The 21,929-nt window shown below is 50.7% G+C and carries 14 protein-coding genes; 2 read left to right on the forward strand and 12 right to left on the reverse strand.

The annotated features are described in order from the left end of the window. Position 1 precedes the first annotated feature (1 nt). Positions 2 to 559, forward strand: coding sequence for a manganese efflux pump MntP (locus N7E73_RS01385; RefSeq protein WP_432736973.1), 558 nt, complete (start codon positions 2 to 4; stop codon positions 557 to 559). A gap of 242 nt (positions 560 to 801) precedes the next feature. Beyond that, positions 802 to 1,659: a YheT family hydrolase gene (locus N7E73_RS01390; RefSeq protein ID WP_432736974.1), complete on the forward strand. Its 858-nt coding sequence runs from the start codon at positions 802 to 804 to the stop codon at positions 1,657 to 1,659. A 60-nt stretch (positions 1,660 to 1,719) separates the two neighbouring features. Here the strand turns inward: N7E73_RS01390 and N7E73_RS01395 are convergent, their stop codons facing one another. The 12 genes from N7E73_RS01395 to nifJ form a co-directional block, all read right to left on the reverse strand. Next, positions 1,720 to 2,049 carry an Hpt domain-containing protein gene (locus N7E73_RS01395; protein WP_432736976.1) on the reverse strand — a complete coding sequence of 110 codons (330 nt, stop codon included), beginning with the start codon at positions 2,047 to 2,049 and terminating at the stop codon, positions 1,720 to 1,722. A gap of 79 nt (positions 2,050 to 2,128) precedes the next feature. Beyond that, on the reverse strand, positions 2,129 to 3,940 hold the full coding sequence (locus tag N7E73_RS01400) for a methyl-accepting chemotaxis protein (RefSeq protein WP_432736977.1): 1,812 nt from the start codon (positions 3,938 to 3,940) through the stop codon (positions 2,129 to 2,131). Between the two features lie 373 nt (positions 3,941 to 4,313). Next, a complete protein-coding gene (locus tag N7E73_RS01405; RefSeq protein WP_432736979.1) occupies positions 4,314 to 4,616 on the reverse strand; it encodes a Dabb family protein in 303 nt (100 codons plus the stop codon). Positions 4,617 to 4,712: 96 nt separating this feature from the next. Then, the gene (locus N7E73_RS01410; protein WP_432736980.1) at positions 4,713 to 6,524 is read right to left on the reverse strand and encodes a methyl-accepting chemotaxis protein; all 1,812 of its coding nucleotides are present in this window, start codon (positions 6,522 to 6,524) and stop codon (positions 4,713 to 4,715) included. A 376-nt stretch (positions 6,525 to 6,900) separates the two neighbouring features. Next, complete coding sequence (gene ldhH / locus N7E73_RS01415; protein WP_432736981.1) at positions 6,901 to 9,057, reverse strand: L-lactate dehydrogenase (quinone) large subunit LdhH; 2,157 nt, start codon at positions 9,055 to 9,057, stop codon at positions 6,901 to 6,903. A gap of 2 nt (positions 9,058 to 9,059) precedes the next feature. Continuing rightward, positions 9,060 to 9,683, reverse strand: coding sequence for a lactate utilization protein (locus tag N7E73_RS01420; RefSeq protein WP_432736983.1), 624 nt, complete (start codon positions 9,681 to 9,683; stop codon positions 9,060 to 9,062). 219 nt (positions 9,684 to 9,902) lie between these two features. Beyond that, positions 9,903 to 11,093 (reverse strand): acetate kinase, encoded by a 1,191-nt coding sequence (locus N7E73_RS01425; protein ID WP_432736984.1) that lies wholly within the window; start codon positions 11,091 to 11,093, stop codon positions 9,903 to 9,905. Then, positions 11,094 to 13,211 carry a phosphate acetyltransferase gene (pta, locus tag N7E73_RS01430; protein WP_432736986.1) on the reverse strand — a complete coding sequence of 706 codons (2,118 nt, stop codon included), beginning with the start codon at positions 13,209 to 13,211 and terminating at the stop codon, positions 11,094 to 11,096. 215 nt (positions 13,212 to 13,426) lie between these two features. Continuing rightward, positions 13,427 to 14,722: a (Fe-S)-binding protein gene (locus N7E73_RS01435; RefSeq protein WP_432736988.1), complete on the reverse strand. Its 1,296-nt coding sequence runs from the start codon at positions 14,720 to 14,722 to the stop codon at positions 13,427 to 13,429. 1 nt (position 14,723) lies between these two features. After that, a complete protein-coding gene (locus N7E73_RS01440; RefSeq protein WP_432736989.1) occupies positions 14,724 to 16,109 on the reverse strand; it encodes an FAD-binding oxidoreductase in 1,386 nt (461 codons plus the stop codon). A 116-nt stretch (positions 16,110 to 16,225) separates the two neighbouring features. After that, positions 16,226 to 17,938 carry an L-lactate permease gene (locus tag N7E73_RS01445; RefSeq protein WP_432736990.1) on the reverse strand — a complete coding sequence of 571 codons (1,713 nt, stop codon included), beginning with the start codon at positions 17,936 to 17,938 and terminating at the stop codon, positions 16,226 to 16,228. Positions 17,939 to 18,161: 223 nt separating this feature from the next. Then, positions 18,162 to 21,686, reverse strand: coding sequence for a pyruvate:ferredoxin (flavodoxin) oxidoreductase (gene nifJ / locus N7E73_RS01450; RefSeq protein WP_432736991.1), 3,525 nt, complete (start codon positions 21,684 to 21,686; stop codon positions 18,162 to 18,164). Positions 21,687 to 21,929 lie beyond the last annotated feature (243 nt).

The raw sequence follows: 21,929 nt of genomic DNA on the forward strand, positions 1-21,929 counted from the left end.
AATGCCGTTTTATGAAATAATCATCCTGTCAATCGCTCTGGCCATGGACGCCTTCACTATTGCCGTAGCCTGCGGACTATGCATGCCCAGCGTAAACAAGCGGCAGAATTTCAGGCTTGCCTTTCATTTCGGCCTGTTTCAGGCCCTCATGCCTCTCATAGGCTGGGCTGCAGGCCTGACTGTCAAATCCATGGTGGAAACCTACGCACCATGGATATCATTTTTCCTGCTGGCCTTTGTCGGCGGGAAAATGATTAAGGAATCGTTCGAAACAGACGACTCATGCAAGACATACAAGGATCCAACCAAAGGTTTGTCGCTGGTATTCCTTTCCGTTGCCACCAGCCTTGATGCTCTGGCTGTGGGTCTTTCTTTTTCGATCATGGACTACCCGATCGCCATGCCGTGCTTTTTCATCGGAATTACTGCATTCGCCCTTACTTCATTCGGTATCTGGTTGGGAAAATCCTTTGCCAGGGCTTCTCAATACAGCCATATTGCTGAAAGAATCGGCGGAACGGTTCTCATCCTGATAGGGTTCAAACTGCTTCTGATGTAAGCGGGCTAGGGAGCAAAACACGCAAACAACCTTTTGACAGCCCGCACTCATACGTATATTCATTGAAGTGATAATTTAAATCCATCAACCTCTGACCGGCTTCACAGCTAAAGCCAAAGGACGGGTATTTTTACCAAATGCCTTTATTGCAACCCCCTCCCTACCAACCCAAACTCCCCCTTCAATCCGGACATCTGCAGACTATTTTTCCCCGCCTGTTCAGAAAAGTAAGCCTCCCGCCTGTGGTGAAAAGAAGAATCGACACCCCGGACGGAGATTTTCTGGACATAGACTGGCACCTTGCAAGCAGCTCACGCCTTGCAGTGATTGCCCACGGACTTGAAGGCAACTCAAGACGCCCATACGTGCTGGGCATGGCCAGAGCACTTGTTCTGGCCGGCTGGGACTGCATCACCTACAATTTCAGAGGATGCAGCCACGAGATGAACAGAACTCCCAGCATGTACCATAGCGGACTGACCGACGACCTGCACACGGTCCTTCAATACGGCCTGGACCACGGGATATACGATGATGCCGCGCTCATCGGGTTCAGCATGGGTGGAAATCAGGTCATGAAATATCTGGGTGAGAATCCAGCCAGAGTTCCTGCAAAAGTAAAAAGAGCCATCGGCATATCAGTTCCCTGCGACCTTGCGTCGTCCGCAGAAAAGCTCTGCCGTAAATCAAACTTCATTTACAATCATTACTTTCTGCGATCTATGAAAAATAAGATCAGGCTCAAAAACAAGCAGTACCCCGAACTCTATCCCATCGAAAAGCTCCCCTCAGTCCGCAATTTAATCGACTTCGACAATGCATACACAGCTCCCGTAAACGGGTTCGCGGACGCTCAGGATTACTACCGAAAATCATCCTGCAAACAGTTCCTTAAAAACATCACAGTACCATCCCTTATCCTTAACGCCCAGGATGACCCTTTCCTTTCTGAAGCATGCTATCCTGTTGACGAAGCCACGGCCAGTCAGGCTCTTTCCCTGCAGATTCCTGCATACGGTGGGCATGTCGGCTTTGCTGATATTCCCCTTGAAAAACAGCTCTGGTCCGAAGACAGGACCATACGATTCCTGAACACCTGATCGATAGAAACAAAAAAGCCCGGACTGAATCCGGGCTTTTTACATCTGTCAAACGGAAGACTACTGTTCAAGAAACGCCTTAAGTCCCATTCTCAACCGCATGAAATAACATCCCAGATAGGCAGGGGTATTGCCTGCTGCTGTAATCTCAATATTCCCTGCGATCTCGCTGAATTCTTCCAGTCCCAGATTAGACAGCCCGCCTTTCAACTTATGGGCGGAAGAAATAATCACCTCAAAATCACCCTCATCAATGGCTTCATCAAGAACTGACATGGCCGACCGCAAGTGAGCGGCCGATTCACGGATGAACTTATTCAGCTGCTCAGCAGGCAGTCCAACATTCATCAGCAGGTGATTTTCAACTTTCCGCTGCAAATCCGAATACATCACTAACTCCTAAAGCCTACCTGTTTCCACGGAAGCAGAGTTATACGCCCTGCTTCCGTTACTGCTCAAAACCAGCCATCTAATCTTCACTGCGCAATTCATCAACTAAATTGAGCAGTTCCTGAACCTCAGCTGAAAGCGACTGCGTGCCTTCCGCCGCCAGCTGACTGTTCCTGGCATTTTCTTCAGTCATGGAATCAATCTCACCGACACTGCGGTTGATTTCATCAGAAGTTGCAGACTGCTCTTCCGCAGCCGTGGCAATGGACCTGACCTGATCCGCAGAATTGCGTGCAAGCTCTACAATCTCATCCAGCATAGTGCCGGAAGAACGGGAAAGCTCCGTAGCACTCTGTACTGCGTCCACGGTTGCGTCCATTCCCTTTACGTTATCACGAGCCAGCCTCTGGATACCGTTGATGCTGGCTTCAACCTCATCGGTAGCACCGATGGTCTTTTCTGCAAGCTTGCGGACTTCATCAGCGACAACCGCGAAACCGCGCCCGGCCTCACCGGCCCTTGCGGCCTCAATTGCTGCGTTAAGGGCCAGAAGGTTCGTCTGGTCGGCAATATCGTTAATCACGCTGAGCACGTTTCCAATATCCACAGCCTGTTGGTCAAGCTGTTCCATGGACTTCTTTAAATGGTCGGTACGATCCTGAATATTGGTCATCGCGGTGATTACATCCTGCACAACCCCGGCTCCTTCCCGGGCCTTCTGCATGGACCTTTCGGAACTGCGATTGGTCTCGGTAGCGTTCCTTGCCACTTCAAGCACGGTCACGTTCATTTCTTCCATGGCTGTGGCGGTCTCAGCCACTCTCTGCTTCTGAAACTCACTTCCGCGCATTATTTCATCCGCACTGCTGGTTACTTCAGCAGTAATGGAAGAAATGCGTTCTATAACACTCTGCAGCTTATCTGCCGCGGCAAGCATTCCTTCCTTCTTTGCTCCTTCGGCCCTTCTCTGAGCTTCCCGAGCCTGAGATGCTGCTTCTTCAGCAATACGGGCCTGTTCCTGAGCTTCGGCCTCCTTGGACCTGATGCTCTCCAGGTTTGCGGACAAAGTTGAAACCATGGTATTTAGCGCGGTCTGCAACGTGGATATTTCATTACGGCCGTCAGGATTAAGGGAGACATCCAGATTGCCCTCTGCAACGGCAGTTGCCGCCTCGGTGGATTCGTTAAGAGGCTTTACGATACTCCGGATCAGGTAAAGGGAGAGAGGCAGTACCAGCAGAAGCAGTACTGCACCGGCCCCGAATAAGATCTTCATGGTCACGGCGTTGGCGCTGTCGTTCATGTCAACGCGCATCTTTCCGGTTTCACGTTCAATATTATCCAGATAAACCCCGGTTCCGATCCACATATCAGTTCCTGGAATCATCATGGAATAACTTATCTTGGGCTGAACACCTGCACCGGGCTTTTCAAAATAATACTTAACAAATCCGCCCCCACTCTCGGCAACCTTCTCCAGTTCGCGGATCAAAAACAAACCGTTCTTATCCTTCAATCCACCGAGATCCGTTCCCTGCAAAGACTTTTTGGGCGGCATAACCATATTGACAGTTCCCTTATACACAAAGAAGTAACCGGAATTATCCTCCTCAAACCGAACAGGGTCCAAGGCTTCACGGATAAACTGAAGCCGTTCTCCCTTGTCAGGGAATCGCTTTATCTCTTCACCGAGGGAAAGAGCCATGCCTCTTGTGGCTACCATGACCTTGTCCTTCTGATCCTGAAGCATAATATCGGCAGTTGTGCTGACGCCATAAGATGTAATGTCCCTTATAGCCCCAAGGAAAAAGACACCTGTAACAATAAGGAACGCAACCATCATTGCCAGCAGAAGGAAAAATCTTGCGCCGATTGACAGATTCTTAAACATAAGCCCTCCCCCAGTTTAATGTTTTCAGCAGTTTGGGAGTATTTGTTCAACAGATCTGAATGAGACCATACAGATCTTACTGTTAATATACATTTTTCGGGCTTTTTTACAAAACTTTTCGCTCAGTCACGTCAACGAATACATCAATGAATCTTTAATGTTTCGCAAAGCGCTACAGAATTTAACGCACGCACACCTCATTAATACAATAATCACCCATTCATAAAATGCCATACTATCCTTCAGGCTGAACAACCAAAAACATAACATAAAAGGGTATTAAATCGTCTTACTTTTTATAATAGTTATGTTACAAAACAAAAAAGGCCGGAAGCTTATACTTCCGGCCTTTGAATCTCCAATATGATCAGGACTAGATAACGTAATCCACTACACTGCGGCTTGAAACAATTTTCTTGATAAACGTTACGCACTCCTGATGCAGCGGATGAACTGCATAAATATGCAGGTCTTCCTTGCTTTCGAATTCCGAATAAAGAATTACATTGCAGTCAGGAACGGATTCAAAAATTTCAGCACTGACTTCAAGGTGTTTCAGTACTTCAATCTTGCCGTTAAGTCCTTCGAGCATTTCTTTCATTTTAGCTGCATTTTCCGCTGCTGCAGCACCCTCCGCTTCCTCTTTGAGAGTCCACATTACGATATGTTTAATCATGATTCCTCCGTTTCCTAGTGCATATTTAAATTCGGACAATGGTTCCCCGGTTTAACGGGAAAAGATTAAATTGCTTTGTACCTATCCTGCAAGCTGTTATTCGCCGCTGCGTAATTCATCAACAAGAGCAACAAGCGCATCAACTTCGTGCGAAAGTTCCTTTGCACTTTGAGCTGCAAGCATACTGTTACGGGCATTGTCTTCGGTCATGGAATCTATCTCCGATATGCTACGATTGATTTCATCGGAAGTGGCCGACTGCTCTTCCGCTGCAGTGGCTATCGACTGCACCTGACCGGCGGCATTTGAGGCAAGCTTAACAATTTCCGCCAGCACATCACCAGAAGAGCGTGAATGCTCGGTAGCATCGGAAATAGCCTCAACAGCGGCCCTCATTCCAGCTATATTCTGTTTTGCAAGAGTCTGGATGGACGAAATACTCTTGTCCACCTCATCGGTTGCTCCGATAGTCTTCTCTGCAAGTTTACGTACCTCGTCAGCAACAACAGCAAAACCACGTCCGGCCTCACCTGCGCGTGCGGCCTCAATTGCAGCGTTAAGCGCCAGCAGGTTGGTCTGGTCCGCAATATCGTTGATGACGCTCATAACGTTTCCAATTTCCGAAGACTGAGTATTGAGCTTATCCATCAGCATTTCAAGGTCATTGGTCTGCCGCTGAATGTCAAGCATTGACTCGATAGTACCCTGAACAACTCGCTGCCCTTCAGAAGCCTTGTTACGGGTATCTTCCGTATCTTTATTGGTTATGGTTGCATTCTGGGCAACTTCAAGAACAGTGGCATTCATTTCTTCCATGGCAGTTGCAGTTTCGGTAATACGCTGCTTCTGGAAATCGCTGCCGTTCATAATTTCACCGGTGGACCGCTCCACGTTTCGGGAAATCTGGACAATATTATTCAGTACGCTTTCAAGCTTTTCGGCTGCGGCCAGCATACCTTCACGCTTGGCACCTTCAGCCTTGTGGCGGGCTTCTTCGGCCTCGGCAGCGGCAAGCTTTGCAACACGGGCCTGCTCGGCGGATTCGGCTTCCTTGCTCTTTATATCCTTGAGGTTCGCATCAAGGGTTTCCACCATAGTGTTGATGGATCTCTGCAAAGTTGAAATTTCACTTCTACCGGTTGGATTGAGAACAATAGTCAGGTCACCGGCTGCAACGCGACTGGCTGCATCTGTAGCTGCCTGAACCGGGCGGACAATTGAACGAACGATGACAATACACAACGGAGTGAGAAGGAACAGCAGCAGCCCAAGCATGATGAGTACGATTCGAGTTGTCTCACTCTTGACCTCGTCGTTGAGCTCCTGATTGATCCTGACTTTTTCCGCGTCAATGTTATCAACATAGACTCCTGTGCCAATCCACATGTCGGTCCCGGGAATCATTGTTGAATACCCAAGCTTAGGCTGAACACCCTTGCCCGGTTTATCAAAAACGTATTCTACGAAGCCCCCGCCGTTACTTGCAGCCTTGTACAGTTCCTTAACGAAGAAAACACCATTTTTATCCTTTGCGGTCGATAAATCCTTGCCCTGCAGGGACTTTTTTGTAGGCACGGTAATAACTTCCGTCCCTTTATAAATAAAGAAATACCCGGACCCATCGTCCTCAAATCTGAACTTGTCCACCGCCTTTCTGACAAAATCAACCTTTGCTTCTTCAGAACTTATCCCTTTGAGCTGTTCTCCAAGGATATTAGCAGCAGCTCTTGTCGCAACTTCAATTTTGTCCTTATGCCCCTGCATCATGCCTGTTTCAACTTCATGAATCCCTGTAGTAACAACATCCTTGATTTCGACAAGGAACATGCTGCCACAGATCAAAAGAAAAACAAGCATTGACAGCAGCAGCAATACAAAACGGCCCCCGATAGACAAATTCTTCAGCATAACTTCTCCCTGAGCTAAACAACCTTTTTTAAACCACACGATTTACTGTCCCTCAATAACCGGGAACCCCTGATTCTCCCTGGTCTGTCCAATGAGAGCATTAAACCGGACACTACACTCTAACCAGCCTAATAACAATATTTTTTACTACAGCACCCGACACTTGCAGTGAATTACTGTAGCTGGACCATACATATGTAATGAAAAAGGCTTTTCCATCGGGCGAGCGAATGGAAAAGCCTTATATGGGGCGCGGCAGGTAACCGGTATTCAGTTGCGAGGTGAAGGTACCGGGATTGGAGGCATAATTACATGCCGCTGCTTAAACAGTGTCCGCGGTCGGCAAACAAAACCGCGGACACCAAGCCTGACTTTATTATTTTCTGCGCTGAGCCATGAATTCGGCAATGTGGCGAACTTCAAGGTCATGACCTTTTTTCTTCGCTCCACCGCGAATCTGCATTACGCAGCCGGGACAGTCGGTAAGAAGAACCTTTGCACCGGTTTCGCTTGCATTCTTAAGTTTCTTTTCAAGAAGCTGTTCGGAAATCTTGGGGAACTTCACGGAGTAAGTTCCACCGAAACCGCAGCAGACTTCTTCTTCGGCACTTTCCCTGTAGTCCAGACCGGCCTTGACCATGAGCTCACGAGGAGCGTGTTTGACGTCCAGACCACGGCAGAGGTGGCAGGGAGCGTGGTAGGTCACGGATTCACCGGCGGAATCAAGGAAGTCTTCCTTTTCAACACCAAGTACATCGTTCATGAAGGAGCTGTAGTCGATGACCTTGTCGGCAAATTCCTGAACCCTGATGGCGTACTTGGAATCGTGGCCGAGCATCTTCACGTAGTTGTGCTTCAGGTGGGAGGCACAGGAGGCACACATGGTCAGAATGTAATCACAGTCGGTTTCTTCGAATGCTTTCATGTTCTGAAGTGCAACTTCCTTGCAGGCTTCCTTTTCACCCATCATCTGCAGCGGCAGACCGCAGCAGGACTGGTCCATGGGGAATTCAAGGTCAACGCCTTTATTTCTCATGCTCTCAACAGTAGCAACGGACTGTTCGGGATATACGAAGTCCTGAACGCAACCGGAGAACAGTGCCACCTTGAACTTGGTCTCAGCGGGCTTGGCGGGTTTGACCTTGGACCACATGTCCCTGAAGGGAACTTCGGCGACTGTGGGCAGTGCACGAAAGTCGTGATCAGGGGCAAAGATCATGGGCAGGTGACGCATGAAGCCTTCCTTGCCTTTAACAGGCTTCTGAGCATGCTTTGCAATGCGCAGGAACTTGTGAAAGAGCTTGCGGTTCTTCATCATCTTGGCCAGGAAAGTGGAGTACAGGGGATGCCCTTCTTCCTCAAGGATTCTGGCCTGAATGTCTTTGATAAGTCCGGGCAGGTCTATGCCGCCTGCACAGATTTCCTTACATGCTCCACAGTTGATGCAGTTCTGGACAAGGTTCTTGGCCTTGTCGGTACCGTGGAAGAAGTAGGTAAGGATGAGGCCGATAGCCCCGATATAGATATGGCCCATCTTGTGGCCGCCGACCATGCGGTAGACAGGACAGACGTTTGCACAGGCGCCGCAACGTACGCAGCGAAGCACCTGAGAGAACACCGGGTCCTTTGCGAGAGCGCGTCTTCCATTGTCCAAAAACACGAAGTGCACTTTCTTCCTGTCATCCTCAGCCGCGGCGCACTCGTTGGACCCGGTGATCCAGGTCACATAGGAGGTGATTGCCTGCCCGGTTGCGTTACGGGGCAGAGCCTTGAGTACGCGCAGAGCGTCATGCAGTTTCGGGGTCAGTTTATCAAGACCCATGAGAGCAACATGAACTCTGGGGAGAGTGGTTACCAGACGGGCGTTACCTTCGTTGGTAACAAGACCGATGGAACCGGTTTCGGCGATAGCGAAGTTACCGCCGGAGATGCCCATATCGGCATCAACAAATTTCTGGCGAAGCTCACGGCGGGCAACCTTTACGAGCTTCTGAATATCATCGCCCTGCTTCTGGCCGGTAACCTGAGAGAACAGGTCGCTTACCTGATGGCGGGAAAGGTGAATCGCGGGCATAACCATGTGGGAAGGACCTTCATGACGCATCTGGATGATCCATTCACCGAGGTCAGTCTCAATAACATTGAGGTTGAGGTCTTCAAGGTGATGGTTGAGCAGGGTTTCCTCAGCAGTCATGGACTTGGACTTGACGATTGTCTTGCAGTTCTCATCAAGAGCTATGCGGCCGATGATTTCATTGGCTTCCTTGGCATCCTTGGCGAGATGAACTACTGCACCACGCTTTTCAGCCTCTTCCTTGAACTTTGCAAAAAGTTCATCAAGGTTGGCAGCTGCACAGTCTTTGGCCTTGGCGATATCGCTGATCAGACCTTTTTCGTCCATGCCCTTGAATGCGTTGGCGCGGCTGCCGCGGTAGGCCACAGCAAAGTTGTCCATTGCAGTTCTGAGGAAGTCGTTACCCAGAGTTTCCCTGATTTCTTTTCTGTATTCTTTAAGATTTTTAGCGTCCTGCATTATTAGTCCTCCAGAAGAAGAATATGAAGTTCGAGCGGTCCGTGTACGCCAATGGCCAGAACACGCTCAATGTCGGCGGTACGGCTGGCACCGGTGATGAAAGCGGTGTAGTCGCCTTTCATCATGTTTCCTTCCATCCACTCTTCGAGATCGTAGGAGTTATCCACGAGCTTGGACTTGGGCAGAACTGCGACATGAACTTCACTGATCATGGTAGCAAGACGAAGCTGTTCGCTGGGACAGTTAATAACAATGGTACCGGTTTCGGCAATGCCGTGGTCGGCATAGGTGAAAGCGATATCGATTCCGCCGAGGTGGTTGCGGACGCTGTCCTTGATCAGGGTGAATCCGTTTTCGCCGCAGGCCTTGTCGAGGGCTGCGAAATCAGCTTCGTTAAGAGCAGGAGCAGAAATAGTTTTACCGAATTTTGTGGCGCAAAGCTGTTCAGCCTTGCTGGAGAGGTTCTCCTCACAACCGGATACGAGCAGTTTACAGGCCTCTTTCTTTCCGCAAAGATCCATGGTATAATTGATAGCCTCGTCAAGAGAAGAAATCTCTGATACGACGGCGGATACAATTGTAGCCTTGTCAGTGAAAAGCTTAAGACTTTCAGCTTTGACAGTCATTTTTCCCCCAATTAATTGAGTAATCACATACTCATGATTAATCCCGTTGAAGTCCGGCGGGTTCCCTTCCACAAGATCCGCAGGTACAGCCACATCATTCAAGGCTGCAACGGGCCGTTTCCAATAGGGTCGTTCCGAAACGGAACGACCTTAAACCATCCTTCCAGACCGGGATGGAGTCTTCCACTCTCCACCCCGGTTTCATATACTTAATACTCTCTACAGTCCGAGAACTTTGACAGTATCGTTTGCGATTTCAAGCTCTTCATTGGTGGCAATGATGGCAACCTTCACGGCGCCGTCATCATCACTGATAAAGGAGGGAGTTCTATCCCAGTTCAAGTTCTTGTCCTTATTGATGGTGATACCGAAGTTTTCAAGACCGGAAAGGGATCTCGCACGATATTCGGGATCGTTTTCGCCGATACCGGCGGTGAATACGATTGCATCCACGCTGCCGAGTTCAAAAGCATAGGCTCCGATGAACTGGCGAACACGGTGGCATGCCATATCAAGAGCAAGGGCTGCACGCTCGTCGCCTTCAGCAATGCGTGCATGAATGTCGCGCAGGTCGTTGGAACCGCAGATGCCCTTGAGACCGCTTTCGTTGGTCAGGGTTGCGACAACTTCCTTGGCGCTCTGGTTCTTGCGTTCTGCAATGAAGCCTACAATCGCGGGATCGATGTCACCGCAGCGGGTTCCCATGATAATACCGCCGAGAGGGGTAAGACCCATGGAGGTGTCGTAGCACTTGCCCTTTTTAACAGCGGAGATGGAAGCACCGTTGCCGAGGTGAACAGTGATAATGTTGCACTCTTCAAGGGGCTTGCCGAGCAGCTTTGCAGTTTCACGGGCAACATACTTGTGAGAAGTACCGTGCATACCGTACTTTCTGATGCCGTATTCTTTGTAGTATTCGTAAGGAATACCGTACATGTAGACCTTGGGTTCCATGGTCTGATGGAAAGAGGTGTCGAACACCGCTGCCTGCCTTACGCCAGGGAAGAGTTCCATTGCGGTTTCAATACCGATAACGTGGCCGGGGTTGTGCAGCGGAGCGAGAGGAATACAATCGCGAATGCCCTGCAGAACTTCTGCGTTTACTTCAACAGGTTCGAAGAACAGCTCACCACCGTGAACAATACGGTGACCAATAGCAGCGATCTCAGCTTTGTCTTTTACTACGCCTTTGTCAGCATCGGTAAGCATGTTGATGACTTCAACCATACCTTCCCTGTGAGTCGGGAAAGGCTGCTCATTAACGATTTTAGAATCAGTCTTGTAAGTGATGCTGCCCATTTCCTCGCCGATACGTTCTACGATTCCCGATGCGAGGTCTTTGCCGGTGCTCATGTCCAGAAGCTGGTATTTGATAGAGGAGCTGCCGGCGTTGATTACTAAGATTTTCATTTAAATAAGTCCTTTTTCGGCCTGAGCCTGAATTGCTGTGATTGCTACAGTATTTACGATGTCCGGTACGGTACAACCTCTGGAGAGGTCGTTAACAGGCTTGTTGAGACCCTGGAGAACAGGGCCGATAGCAACAGACTGTTCGGCGGAGCGTTGTACAGCCTTGTAAGTGTTGTTACCAGTATTAAGATCCGGGAAAATAAACACGGTGGCCCGGCCGGCAACTTCACTGTTGGGAAGCTTGGTTTTGGCTACGTCAGGATCAATTGCAGCGTCGTACTGCAGCGGACCTTCAATCATCAGCTCGGGAGCGCGTTCCTTGGCGATACGGACGGCTTCCTTGACCTTCTCTACATCAGCACCCTTACCGGACTGACCGGTGGAGTAGGACATGAGAGCAACACGGGGCTCAACACCGAAGATCTTGGCAGTCTGAGCGGAGCTCAGGGCGATTTCGGCAAGCTGTTCCGCATTGGGGTTCGGGTTAACGGCGCAGTCACCGAAAACAAGAACGCGGTCTTTAAGGCACATCAGGAACACGCTGGATACGATGGAAGCACCGGGCTTGGTCTTGATGAACTCAAATGCGGGGCGAATGGTCTGCTGAGTGGTGGTGATGGAACCGGAAACCATACCGTCCGCATGGCCTTTGTAGACCATCATAGACGCGAAGTAAGTGGGATCAAGCATGCGGTCACGGGCATCGGACATGCGGATGCCTTTGTGTTCGCGCAGTTTGAAATAGGTTTCACAGTAATCCTGGAACTGAGGAGAAGACTCAGGATCAAGGATACGTACATCATTCATTTCCAGACCGAGCTGGGAGATCTTGGTTCCGACTTCGTTGGCATTTCCGAGCAGTACGATGTCGGCAACGCCGCGACGGGTAAGGATATCCGCTGCACGAAGCACCCTTTCACCGGTTCCTTCAGGCAGAACGATGATCTGCTTGTTGGCCTTGGCTTTCTGAACCAGCTTGTACTCGAACATCTTGGGGGTAACCTTGCTGGACTTGTTGGTTACCAAACGATGTCTGAGTTCGTCAGTTTTGACGTGGGATTCAAAGGCACCGAGTGCAGAAGCTGTCTTGCGCTGGTCTTCGGGATCGATTCTTCCGTAGAGTTCACTCAGAATCTGAGTGGTGCGATAGGTGTTGGTGTCTACGGAAAGAATGGGAATGGGCACACCGGTCCACCCTTCGATCAGCCTGTGGACGCTGGCACTGGGCTGCAGTCCGCCGGTAAGCAGAATTCCGGAAATATCCGGGAAAGAGGTTGAAAGCCTGGAGGCGAGTGAACTCAGAATAATATCGGAGCGGTCACCGGGAGTGATGATGAGGCTTCCATTCTCAATGTACTCAAGGAAGTTTCCGATCCGCATGGCAGCGATTACGTAATCGTCAACCAGAGTGTCGAGTCTTCCATGACCGTAAAGTACGGAAGCACCGAGCCATTTGCGAACATCGTTCATGCTGGGGTTGCCCAGAGATTCGTTCTCGGCGATACCGTAAACAAGAAGTTCCTGAGTGCATCTGGTCTTGCATTTGATGCTGGAAAGGATCTCGGCTTTTTCAGCGGGATCAACGGTGAGTCTGTTGATGATGGCAGCAACAGTATCTACGCCCTTGTCTTCCAGTGCATCGATAACAAGCTGGGTGGATGCGATGATGTCTTCTGCAGACTTGCCGCGCCCGTTGGCAACGAGGAGTACGGGACAGCTGAGGTTGGCGGCAATTTCAGCATTAATGTCGAACTCGAAGTTCTGATCCTTGCCCTGAAAGTCTGTGCCTTCACAAAGGACGAAATCATACTTCTCTTCAAGCTTACTGTACTTGTTGAGAATGTTTTCCAGCAGCAGGGAGTGTTTGCCGCTGTTGATGAGTTCCCGGGCTTCCTTTAAAGTGTAGGCGTAGGTGTCCTCATAATTGATATCCAGGTTGAAGTAGCTCATGATCAGATTGATGTCATGATCACGCGAGCCGGTCTGGTTATCATTAATGATGGGTCGGAAGATGGCTACGTGCTGCAGGTCTCTGAGCAGCAGCTGCATCACGCCCAGAGCAATGGCAGATTTACCGCTCTTCTCTTCGGTGGCAGTGATGTAAAGGTTTTTGGACACTGGGATTATCTCCTGTGTAATGCGTAAACAGCTGGAAGGTTTCAGAGCCGGATATGAAACAGTTCACGCAAATTCATTAATTGATTTTTGGGCCGGACCTGACTGAAAAGGTCCTACAAACCCGAAATTCGTTTCCAACCATCCCCATAAAAACGCTTTTCTGCAAAGTAGTCCAGAGTGAAGTCCACTCTGGACTACTTTATCGTATATCTATTTTACTTAAGGGAGTCTGCGTATATTTCAAGAACGTGCTTGACTTCAACACCACCACCGGACTGGGAAAGCATGTCCCCAAGCTGCATCATGCATGCGGGGCAGCCGGTTGCAGCCACCTGAGCGCCTGCATCACGAACATTCCTGGCCTTACGCTGGCCGATGCTCTTGGACAGGTCATAGTGGTAAAGGTTGAAGGAACCGCCGCAGCCACAGCAGCGGTTGGCTTCGTTCATCTCTTTGAATTCATAACTTTCATTGGCCTTAAGCAGAGCGCGGGGCTGGGCGGAAACACCCAGAGACTTCGAAAGGTGGCAGGGATCGTGATAAGTAACGACCTTTCCGCCCTTCTTGGACTCGGCTGGTGTCTTTACACCAAGGATGTCCACGAGGAAAGCATTAACATCCATGGTCTTCGCAGCCAGTTCCTGTACTTTTTCCTTGAAAACGGAATCTTCGTTATCAATCATCTTTGTCCATGTCTCATGGATGGTGGCTGTGCAGGTTGCACAGGGAGTCACCAGATAATCGAAACTTCCGCCTTCAAAGGCCTTAATATTCTGCTTCATAAGCTCGACCATAGTGTCGGCGTCGCCTGAAGCCAGAGTCGGGATACCACAGCAGGCCTGTCCCTTGGGCAGGAACACTCCTACTCCGTGGTGCTTGAAGATCTTCATTGCTGCATGCCCTACGTTGGGGAACATTTTGTCCACAACACATCCGGGGAAGAAAGCAACCTTAAGGCCGCTCACGCCGCGGGGAGTATCAACCTCAGGGTAGTCCTTCCGGAAAGGACGTTTTGCCAGAGGATTAAAGTGACGTTCACCGAGCAGCGGATTAAGCATCGCACAGCTTGCGGTGTTTGCAGCCTGGTCGGCGATCTTTGCAAACGGTCCCTGGAACTTCGCACTCATGTCGGTCAGCATGTTGAACAGCTTCGGACGGGTGAGCAGGCCCTTGAAGATCATCTTCTTGGCCGGTGAAAGTCCCTTATATCTGGTTACGATGACGCGGGCCTTCATGAAGATGTCCATGATCTTTACGCCACTGGGGCAGTTGGCTGCACAGGAGCCGCAAAGAAGACATCTGTTAAGCTTTTCGTTGACCTGATCCGCATCCTTGACCATTTCATGGGCCAGCTTCTCGAGCAGGGCGATCTTGCCGCGGGTTACGTCGGCTTCCTTCATGGTTTCGGCGAATACCGGGCACACGGCCTGGCACATACCGCACTTCATGCAGGCGACCATCTGGTCGTCCAGCTCCATGAGATTCTGAGCTAATTGCTTGAGATCATTCATCCTACAGTGCTCCGATAATCTTGTTGGGATTCAGGATGCCCTTGGGATCAATAGCTCTCTTCATGCGCAGGGAGTACTCGAGAGTTGCCCTGGAAGTTTCTTTTTCCATCCACTTGGACTTTGCCATTCCGATGCCGTGCTCGCCGGAGAGGGTTCCCTTGAGGGAGATCGCAACTTCGAAGATTTCGTTGACGGCTTCTTCTACACGATGGAACTCTTCCTTGTTGCGGTTGTCGCAAAGGATGGTGGGGTGCAGGTTACCGTCACCGGCATGACCGAAGGTTCCGATGTCGAGCTTGTACTTGGCCGCAATCTTGTTCAGACCTTCCATCATTGCAGGAATCTGTGAACGGGGAACAGTTGCATCTTCGAGAACGGTAGTCGGTTTCGCACGGGCAAGAGCAGGCAGTGCGTTGCGGCGTGCAGTCCAGAGAGCTTCACGCTCTGCAGCGGTTTCAGCCATCTTGACTTCGTTTGCACCGCACTTCTTACAGATGTTAACGACCTTTTCTGCGTCTTCAATAACTTCAGCCTGATGACCGTCAACTTCGATGAGCAGGATTGCGCCTGCTTCACGGGGCAGACCGGCCTTGGTGTAGTCGTCAACGTAGCGGATGGTGGAGTTGTCGAGGAACTCCAGAGTACAGGGAACAATGTGGTTGGCGATGATGGCGGCAACGGTTTCAGAAGCAGTCTGAACGTTGGGGAAAACTGCCATCATGGCTTTGGATGCCTTCGGCGGCGGAACAAGCTTCAGGATGATGTTGGAAAATACACCCAGAGTTCCTTCGGATGCAACCATGAGGCCGCCGAGGTTGTAGCCGGTTACGCATTTTACGGTGCGGGAACCGGATTTAATGAGGTCACCGTTTACATCGTAGAAGTCGATGCCCATAACGTAGTCTTTGGTGACGCCGTATTTGAGTCCGCGGAGTCCGCCTGCGTTCTCCGCAACGTTACCACCGATGGTGGAAACAGCCTGGGAACCCGGATCCGGGGGATAGAAAAGTCCAGTCTTGGCAACAGCAGCTGCGAACTGAGCGGTAACAACACCGGGTTCGACAACAGCGTAAAGGTCTTCTTCGTTGATTTCGAGGATTCTGTTAAGACCGTTGGTCAGACACACAACTCCGCCGGGGTGGGGAATGGTTCCGCCGGAAAGGTTGGTTCCTGCACCGCGAACAGTCATGGGAAGACCGTGTTTGTTACAGAGGGCAGTAATGGGGCCAAGCTGCTCGGTGCTGGTGGGCTTGATTACCAGCGCAGGCACCTGGGGATCGAGCACTGCGGAGTCATAAGAGTATGCATGCAGGTCAGCTTCTTCATGCATGACACCTTCAGCACCGACGATCTGTTCAAATTCTTTTGCCAATTTTGCATTTGACATGTTTTTTTGCTCCTGTACGTAAAACAATCTTTATATTTAGACTAGCCTTATGAAAACCCGGCTAAATTAAACCCAGGGCCGAAGCCGTCTCCGGCCCTGGGGGGGAAGGAATTAATTTAGAAGAGTCCGGGGTAAATTACGAATGTCATTGCAGTAGCGATCACGCCTACAATTGCGCCGTACAGGAGGAAGGGCCATACGGTACGCTTGAGGATCTGACCTTCCATACCGGAGAGGCCAACAACTGCGCTTGCTGCAACGATGTTGTGGATACAAATCATGTTACCCATCGCACCACCGACAGCCTGAGCTGCTACGATGATCTGGTGAGGCATGTTCAAGCTGGAAGCAACACCCCACTGGAATTCAGCGAAGAGCAGGTCGGATACAGTGTTGGAGCCGGTGATGAAGGAACCGAGACCACCAACAAAGGATGCTACAACAGGCCAGGTCTGACCGGCAAGACCGGATACGGCTTCTGCCAGAGCCAGAGGCATGGACAGGTAACCGTTGGGGTTCAGAGCGGCATCTGCGATACCGGAACCGCGGAAGATGGAAACCAGAGCTACGGAGAAGAACAGTGCGATAGTGGGGTTCTTCATTTTAGCGAAAGCTTCTTTCCATGCCTTTGCAGCCTTGTCGCCGGGCATCTTGTGGATGAAGATGGTCAGCAGAGCAACGAGGGAGAAAGGAATGGTACCGGGCAGGTACAGGTAAGCGATGGATGCGTTAACACTCTTGAAGCCGAGGATGGACTTGAAGGGAATGGATACGCCTGCAAGCATGCCTTTGAGGCCGAGATCAGGAATACGGGTTACAACCAGGATGAGGCCGATAAGAACATAGGGGGTCCATGCACGAACCTGGCTCATGTGAGCCTTGAATTCACCGGTGTTTTCAGCGGAAACAGAACCGGTCCATTCGGAATCCCAGGAAGAAGCAGGACCGAAATCCCAGGTTTTTTCAGGTACGCAGAAACCTTTCTTTGCACCGACGACAGCTATACCAAGACCGATAAGACCACCGATGAGGGAAGGAAACTCGGGGCCGACAAACCATGCGGTGAACATGTAGGGAACTGCAAATGCGGTAGATGCGAAGAGAGAGAATTTCCATGCGCCGAAACCTTCGCTCCAGCTCTTGTTCTGACCGAAGAAACGGGTCATGAAGCCGAGCATGAAGATGGGAAGGATGTAGATCATGGGCAGGTGCATAATGGTGGACCACTGGCCGATAATCGCGTTGAAAGCTTCCATGGAGTGAAAGTTCAGACCGGGGGCTGCGGAAGCCACTGCTGCGTCAACAAGACCGGTCAGGAATTTCATACCGAGAATAATGGGGGTACCAACTGCGCCGAAGGTTACAGGGAAGGAGTTGAATACCAGACACATTACAACAGCACAGAGAGGGGGGAATCCGAGGCTGAGGAGCAGCGGAGCTGCCAGAGCTGCGGGAGTACCGAAACCTGCAGCACCTTCAATGAATGCTGCGAACAGGTAACCGATGATCAGAACCTGTACACGACGGTCACGGCTGATGTTCTGGAATCCGTACTGGATGGTTTCCATACCACCACTGTATTGCAGGGTGTAAAGAATGATGATTGCACCGAATACGATGATAAGAATACCGACAGCGGTAATGATGCCCTGTACGGTAAGTGCTGCAACATAAGCTGCGGGCAGGTTCCAGACGGCGATTGCACCGGCAACAGCGGAAAGCCATGCAACGGGCATAGCTTTAGTTGCGGGCCAGCGCATGCCGACCATCAGCACGAGAGCCAGAACGATTGGGATGAGGGCTACAATAGCCAGAATTCCTACAGACATGTTTCCTCCTTAAAAAGAAAAGAATCACTGATTGTTTCGCCGCACTCTGATGAAAACTGTTTCACCATACCACATAAGTACGACTTAGGCTCAACTTTTTTTGGAGTCAGTTGACAACGACTCCCCTCCCCTCTTTCCGCATTGCGGATCACCTTCTATCCGCAGTAAGGGGTGTCCGGGGCGGGCCCCCTGTGAAAGGCCCTGCCCCGAACGGCGGGTGGTGCTATTTGCTTTCGCTGTAATCAGCGTCAGCCATGTATTTCAAGATTTCGTACCTGTCGTTATAATCTTTTTCGATTTTAGCGCGGTACTCTTTGGAGACTTCAGGATTGATGCGCTCCAGCAGGCCGAAACGGTTTTCACCTGCGAGGAATTCCTGCATGGTTCCGTCGGGAGCCTTGGACTCCAGAACGAAGGGATTCTTACCTTCTTCTGTGAGCATGGGGTTGAAGCGATAGAGCGGCCAGTAACCGGAATCAACTGCAAGCTTCATTTCGAGCTGGGTCTTGCCCATACCCTTTCTGATGCCCTGGTTGATGCAGGGTGCGTAGCAGATTACCAGAGAAGGACCGGGGTAAGCTTCTGCTTCCTGAATGGCCTTCATGAACTGCTGCTTGTTGGCACCCATGGATACGGATGCAACGTAAACGTAGCCGTAGCTCATCATCATGCGGCCGAGGTCTTTCTTGCCGGTGTTCTTGCCGCCTGCAGCAAACTTGGCGATGGAACCGAGCGGGGTTGCCTTGGAGGACTGACCGCCGGTGTTGGAGTACACTTCGGTATCCATTACCAGGATGTTGATGTCGCGACCGGAAGCGAGAACATGGTCAACACCGCCGAAGCCGATGTCGTATGCCCATCCGTCACCACCGAATACCCAGAGGGATTTTTTGGTGAAGAGGTCTTCCATTTCGGCAATTTCAGCCAGCAGTTCGGTCTGAGGAACGGAGTAGATGCCGTCGATGACTTTCTGTCCGTATTCCTGAGAAAGAGCTGCGTTATCTTTATTTTCCAGCCATGCCTTCATGTCAGCTTCGAGCTCGGCGGGAACGCCTGCTTCAACAGCTTCGGTCACGAGGTCAGCCAGTTTTGCACGACGGTGGGAGATACCCATTTCGATACCGTAGCCGAACTCAGCTGCGTCTTCGAAGAGGGAGTTGCCCCAAGAAGGACCGTGGCCGTTCTTGTTGGTGCAGTAAGGAGTGGTAGGAGCGGATGCACCCCAGATGGAGGAACAACCGGTTGCGTTGGCGATGATCATACGTTCGCCGAAGAGCTGGGTGAGAACTTTAACGTAGGGGGTTTCACCACAGCCGGAACATGCACCGGAGAACTCCATCAGCGGACGCTGGAACTGGGAACCCTTTACGGTAGTTCTGCTCATGATGGCATCCTTTTCAGGAATGGTCAGAGCAAAATCAAGGTTGGGAACTTCAGTGGGAGTCTGAGTTGCAATGGGCTTCATAACCAGGGCGGACTCTTTGGCGGGGCAGATATCTGCGCAGTTACCGCAGCCGAGGCAGTCCTGGGTGTAGACCTGCATGCGATACTTGAGGCCGGCAACTTCCTTGCCCTTTGCATCGACGGTCTTGAAGGTTTCGGGAGCATTCGCCAGTTCTTCATCAGTAAGAAGTACGGGACGGATAGCAGCGTGAGGACATACAAATGCACACTGGTTGCACTGGATACAGTTCTCGGGCAGCCATTCGGGAACGTTGATAGCAACGCCGCGCTTTTCATACTGAGAGGTGGAAAGAGGGAAGAGGCCGTCAGGCTCAAATGCGGAAACAGGCAGGTTGTCGCCTTTCTGAGCCAGGATGGGACGGACTACATCGGAGATGAATTCCGGAACATCAGATACGGCCGCTTCGTCTTCAGTGAGGTTTTTCCAAGATTCGGGAACTTTAATCTCAACGAGATTTTCAATGGCCTGGTCAACAGCAGCCTCGTTCATGTTAACGATCTTGTCGCCCTTCTTGCCGTATGCCTTCTTGATGGAATCCTTCAGGTAGGCAACTGCATCTTCAAAGGGAATAACGTCAGCAAGCTTGAAGAACGCAGTCTGCATAACCATGTTGATGCGGCCGCCAAGACCTACTGCTGCAGCGATCTTGACCGCGTCAATGGTGTAGAACTTGAGGTTCTTTTCAGCGATGGTGCGGCGCAGGGAAGCAGGAAGTTCCTTTTCCATGTCTTCTGCGGACCAGGGTGAGTTGATCAGGAAAGTACCGCCTTCCTTGATGCCTTCCAGCAGATCGTACTGATGCACGTAGCTGGAGTTGTGGCAGGCAATGAAGTCTGCGCTGGTCACCAGGTAGGTGGACTGAATGGGTTTGTGACCGAAACGCAGGTGGGACATGGTGATACCGCCGGACTTCTTGGAGTCGTAAGCGAAGTACCCCTGTGCGTACATGTCAGTCTTGTCACCGATGATTTTGATGGCCTGCTTGTTTGCACCGACAGTACCGTCAGCACCGAGACCCCAGAACTTACACTGAACTGTGCCTTCAGGGGTGGTATCCATTTCGGGACCTACTTCAAGGGAAGTAAAGGTAACGTCGTCTTCGATACCAACGTTGAAGTGGTTCTTGGGACCGGCAACTTTCATATTATCGAACACGGCCTTAACCATGTTGGGGCGGAATTCCTTGGAACCGAGGCCGTAACGACCGGCGGTAACAACGGGATTCATGCCGCTTTCCATGAATGCGGTGCAAACATCCTGGTACAGGGGATCGCCGAGGGAGCCGGGCTCTTTGGTGCGGTCCAGTACGGTGATGTTGGTGGTGGATGCGGGCAGAACTTTGAGGAAGTGATCGGTAAGGAAGGGGCGGTACAGACGTACTTTGATAAGACCCACTTTCTCGCCTGCGGCAACGAGTTTGTTGACGACTTCTTCGATACATTCACAACCGGAACCCATGGCAACGATTACTCTTTCAGCTTCTTCGTGACCTACGTAGTCGAAGGGCTTGTAGTAACGGCCGGTCAGGTCACCGACTTTCTTCATGCAGCTTACTACTACACCGGGGAGCTGGTTGTAGTAGGAGTTTGCTGCTTCACGGGCCTGATAGTAAATATCGGGGTTCTGAGCGGTACCGCGGATGCAGGGATTTTCGGGGTTCATTCCTCTTGCGCGGAAAGCTGCAATAGCATCCCAGTCAACCAGAGTCTTGATGTCTTCGTAATCGATGACTTCGATTTTCTGGATTTCGTGAGAAGAACGGAAACCGTCGAAGAAGTGCATGAAAGGTACGCTGGATTCAATTGCAGCGAGGTGGGAAATCAGTGCGATATCCATGCATTCCTGAACGGAGCTGGAAGCCAGCATTGCAAAACCGGTCTGGCGGCAGGCCATTACATCCTGGTGATCACCGAAGATAGAAAGTGCCTGTGCAGCGATAGCACGGGCGGAAACATGAAAAACTCCGGGAAGAAGTTCACCGGAGATTTTGTACATGTTGGGGATCATGAGCAGGAGGCCCTGGGATGCAGTGTAGGTAGAAGTAAGTGCACCAGCAGCAAGAGCACCGTGAACAGCACCGGCAGCACCGGCTTCAGACTGAAGCTGTTTTACGTTGAGTACCTGACCGAAGATGTTTTTACGGCCCTGCGCTGCCCACTCTTCTGCAACTTCACCCATGGTGGATGAAGGAGTGATGGGATAGATGGCTGCAGTATCGCTCATTGCATAGGAAATGTGAGCGGTAGCTGTGTTACCATCCATAGTTTTCATGTTCTTAGCCATTAAGTAAGCTCCTTAAGAGATTTTAATGATAACCTCACCGAGTAAGAAAAAACCTTGCGAAGCCAATCGGAACCCTGGTGCAAGGTTGAACACTCATGCAGCCCTACATATCAATTAGCGTGCCAAGAAAGGGACTGGACATAAAACCACACTTATTCAGCTAGTTACAAGCTAAACCTGTACATGAGTATGTAAACACTCTCGCTCTGTCTTAAATTTAGGACTGTCATGAACGACTTGAAA

It is taken from the genome of Maridesulfovibrio sp. FT414, assembly GCF_050916235.1.
GTDB lineage: Bacteria > Desulfobacterota > Desulfovibrionia > Desulfovibrionales > Desulfovibrionaceae > Maridesulfovibrio.

Excerpts from the sequence above, each read along its gene's own strand:
- N7E73_RS01385 (WP_432736973.1), top strand. The coding sequence starts at position 2 with ATGCCGTTTTATGAAATAATCATCCTGTCAATCGCTCTGGCCATGGAC.
- N7E73_RS01395 (WP_432736976.1), bottom strand. The coding sequence starts at position 2,049 with ATGTATTCGGATTTGCAGCGGAAAGTTGAAAATCACCTGCTGATGAAT.
- N7E73_RS01400 (WP_432736977.1), bottom strand. The coding sequence starts at position 3,940 with ATGTTTAAGAATCTGTCAATCGGCGCAAGATTTTTCCTTCTGCTGGCA.
- N7E73_RS01405 (WP_432736979.1), bottom strand. The coding sequence starts at position 4,616 with ATGATTAAACATATCGTAATGTGGACTCTCAAAGAGGAAGCGGAGGGT.
- N7E73_RS01410 (WP_432736980.1), bottom strand. The coding sequence starts at position 6,524 with ATGCTGAAGAATTTGTCTATCGGGGGCCGTTTTGTATTGCTGCTGCTG.
- ldhH (WP_432736981.1), bottom strand. The coding sequence starts at position 9,057 with ATGCAGGACGCTAAAAATCTTAAAGAATACAGAAAAGAAATCAGGGAA.
- N7E73_RS01420 (WP_432736983.1), bottom strand. The coding sequence starts at position 9,683 with ATGACTGTCAAAGCTGAAAGTCTTAAGCTTTTCACTGACAAGGCTACA.
- N7E73_RS01425 (WP_432736984.1), bottom strand. The coding sequence starts at position 11,093 with ATGAAAATCTTAGTAATCAACGCCGGCAGCTCCTCTATCAAATACCAG.
- N7E73_RS01435 (WP_432736988.1), bottom strand. The coding sequence starts at position 14,722 with ATGAATGATCTCAAGCAATTAGCTCAGAATCTCATGGAGCTGGACGAC.
- N7E73_RS01440 (WP_432736989.1), bottom strand. The coding sequence starts at position 16,109 with ATGTCAAATGCAAAATTGGCAAAAGAATTTGAACAGATCGTCGGTGCT.
- N7E73_RS01445 (WP_432736990.1), bottom strand. The coding sequence starts at position 17,938 with ATGTCTGTAGGAATTCTGGCTATTGTAGCCCTCATCCCAATCGTTCTG.
- nifJ (WP_432736991.1), bottom strand. The coding sequence starts at position 21,686 with ATGGCTAAGAACATGAAAACTATGGATGGTAACACAGCTACCGCTCAC.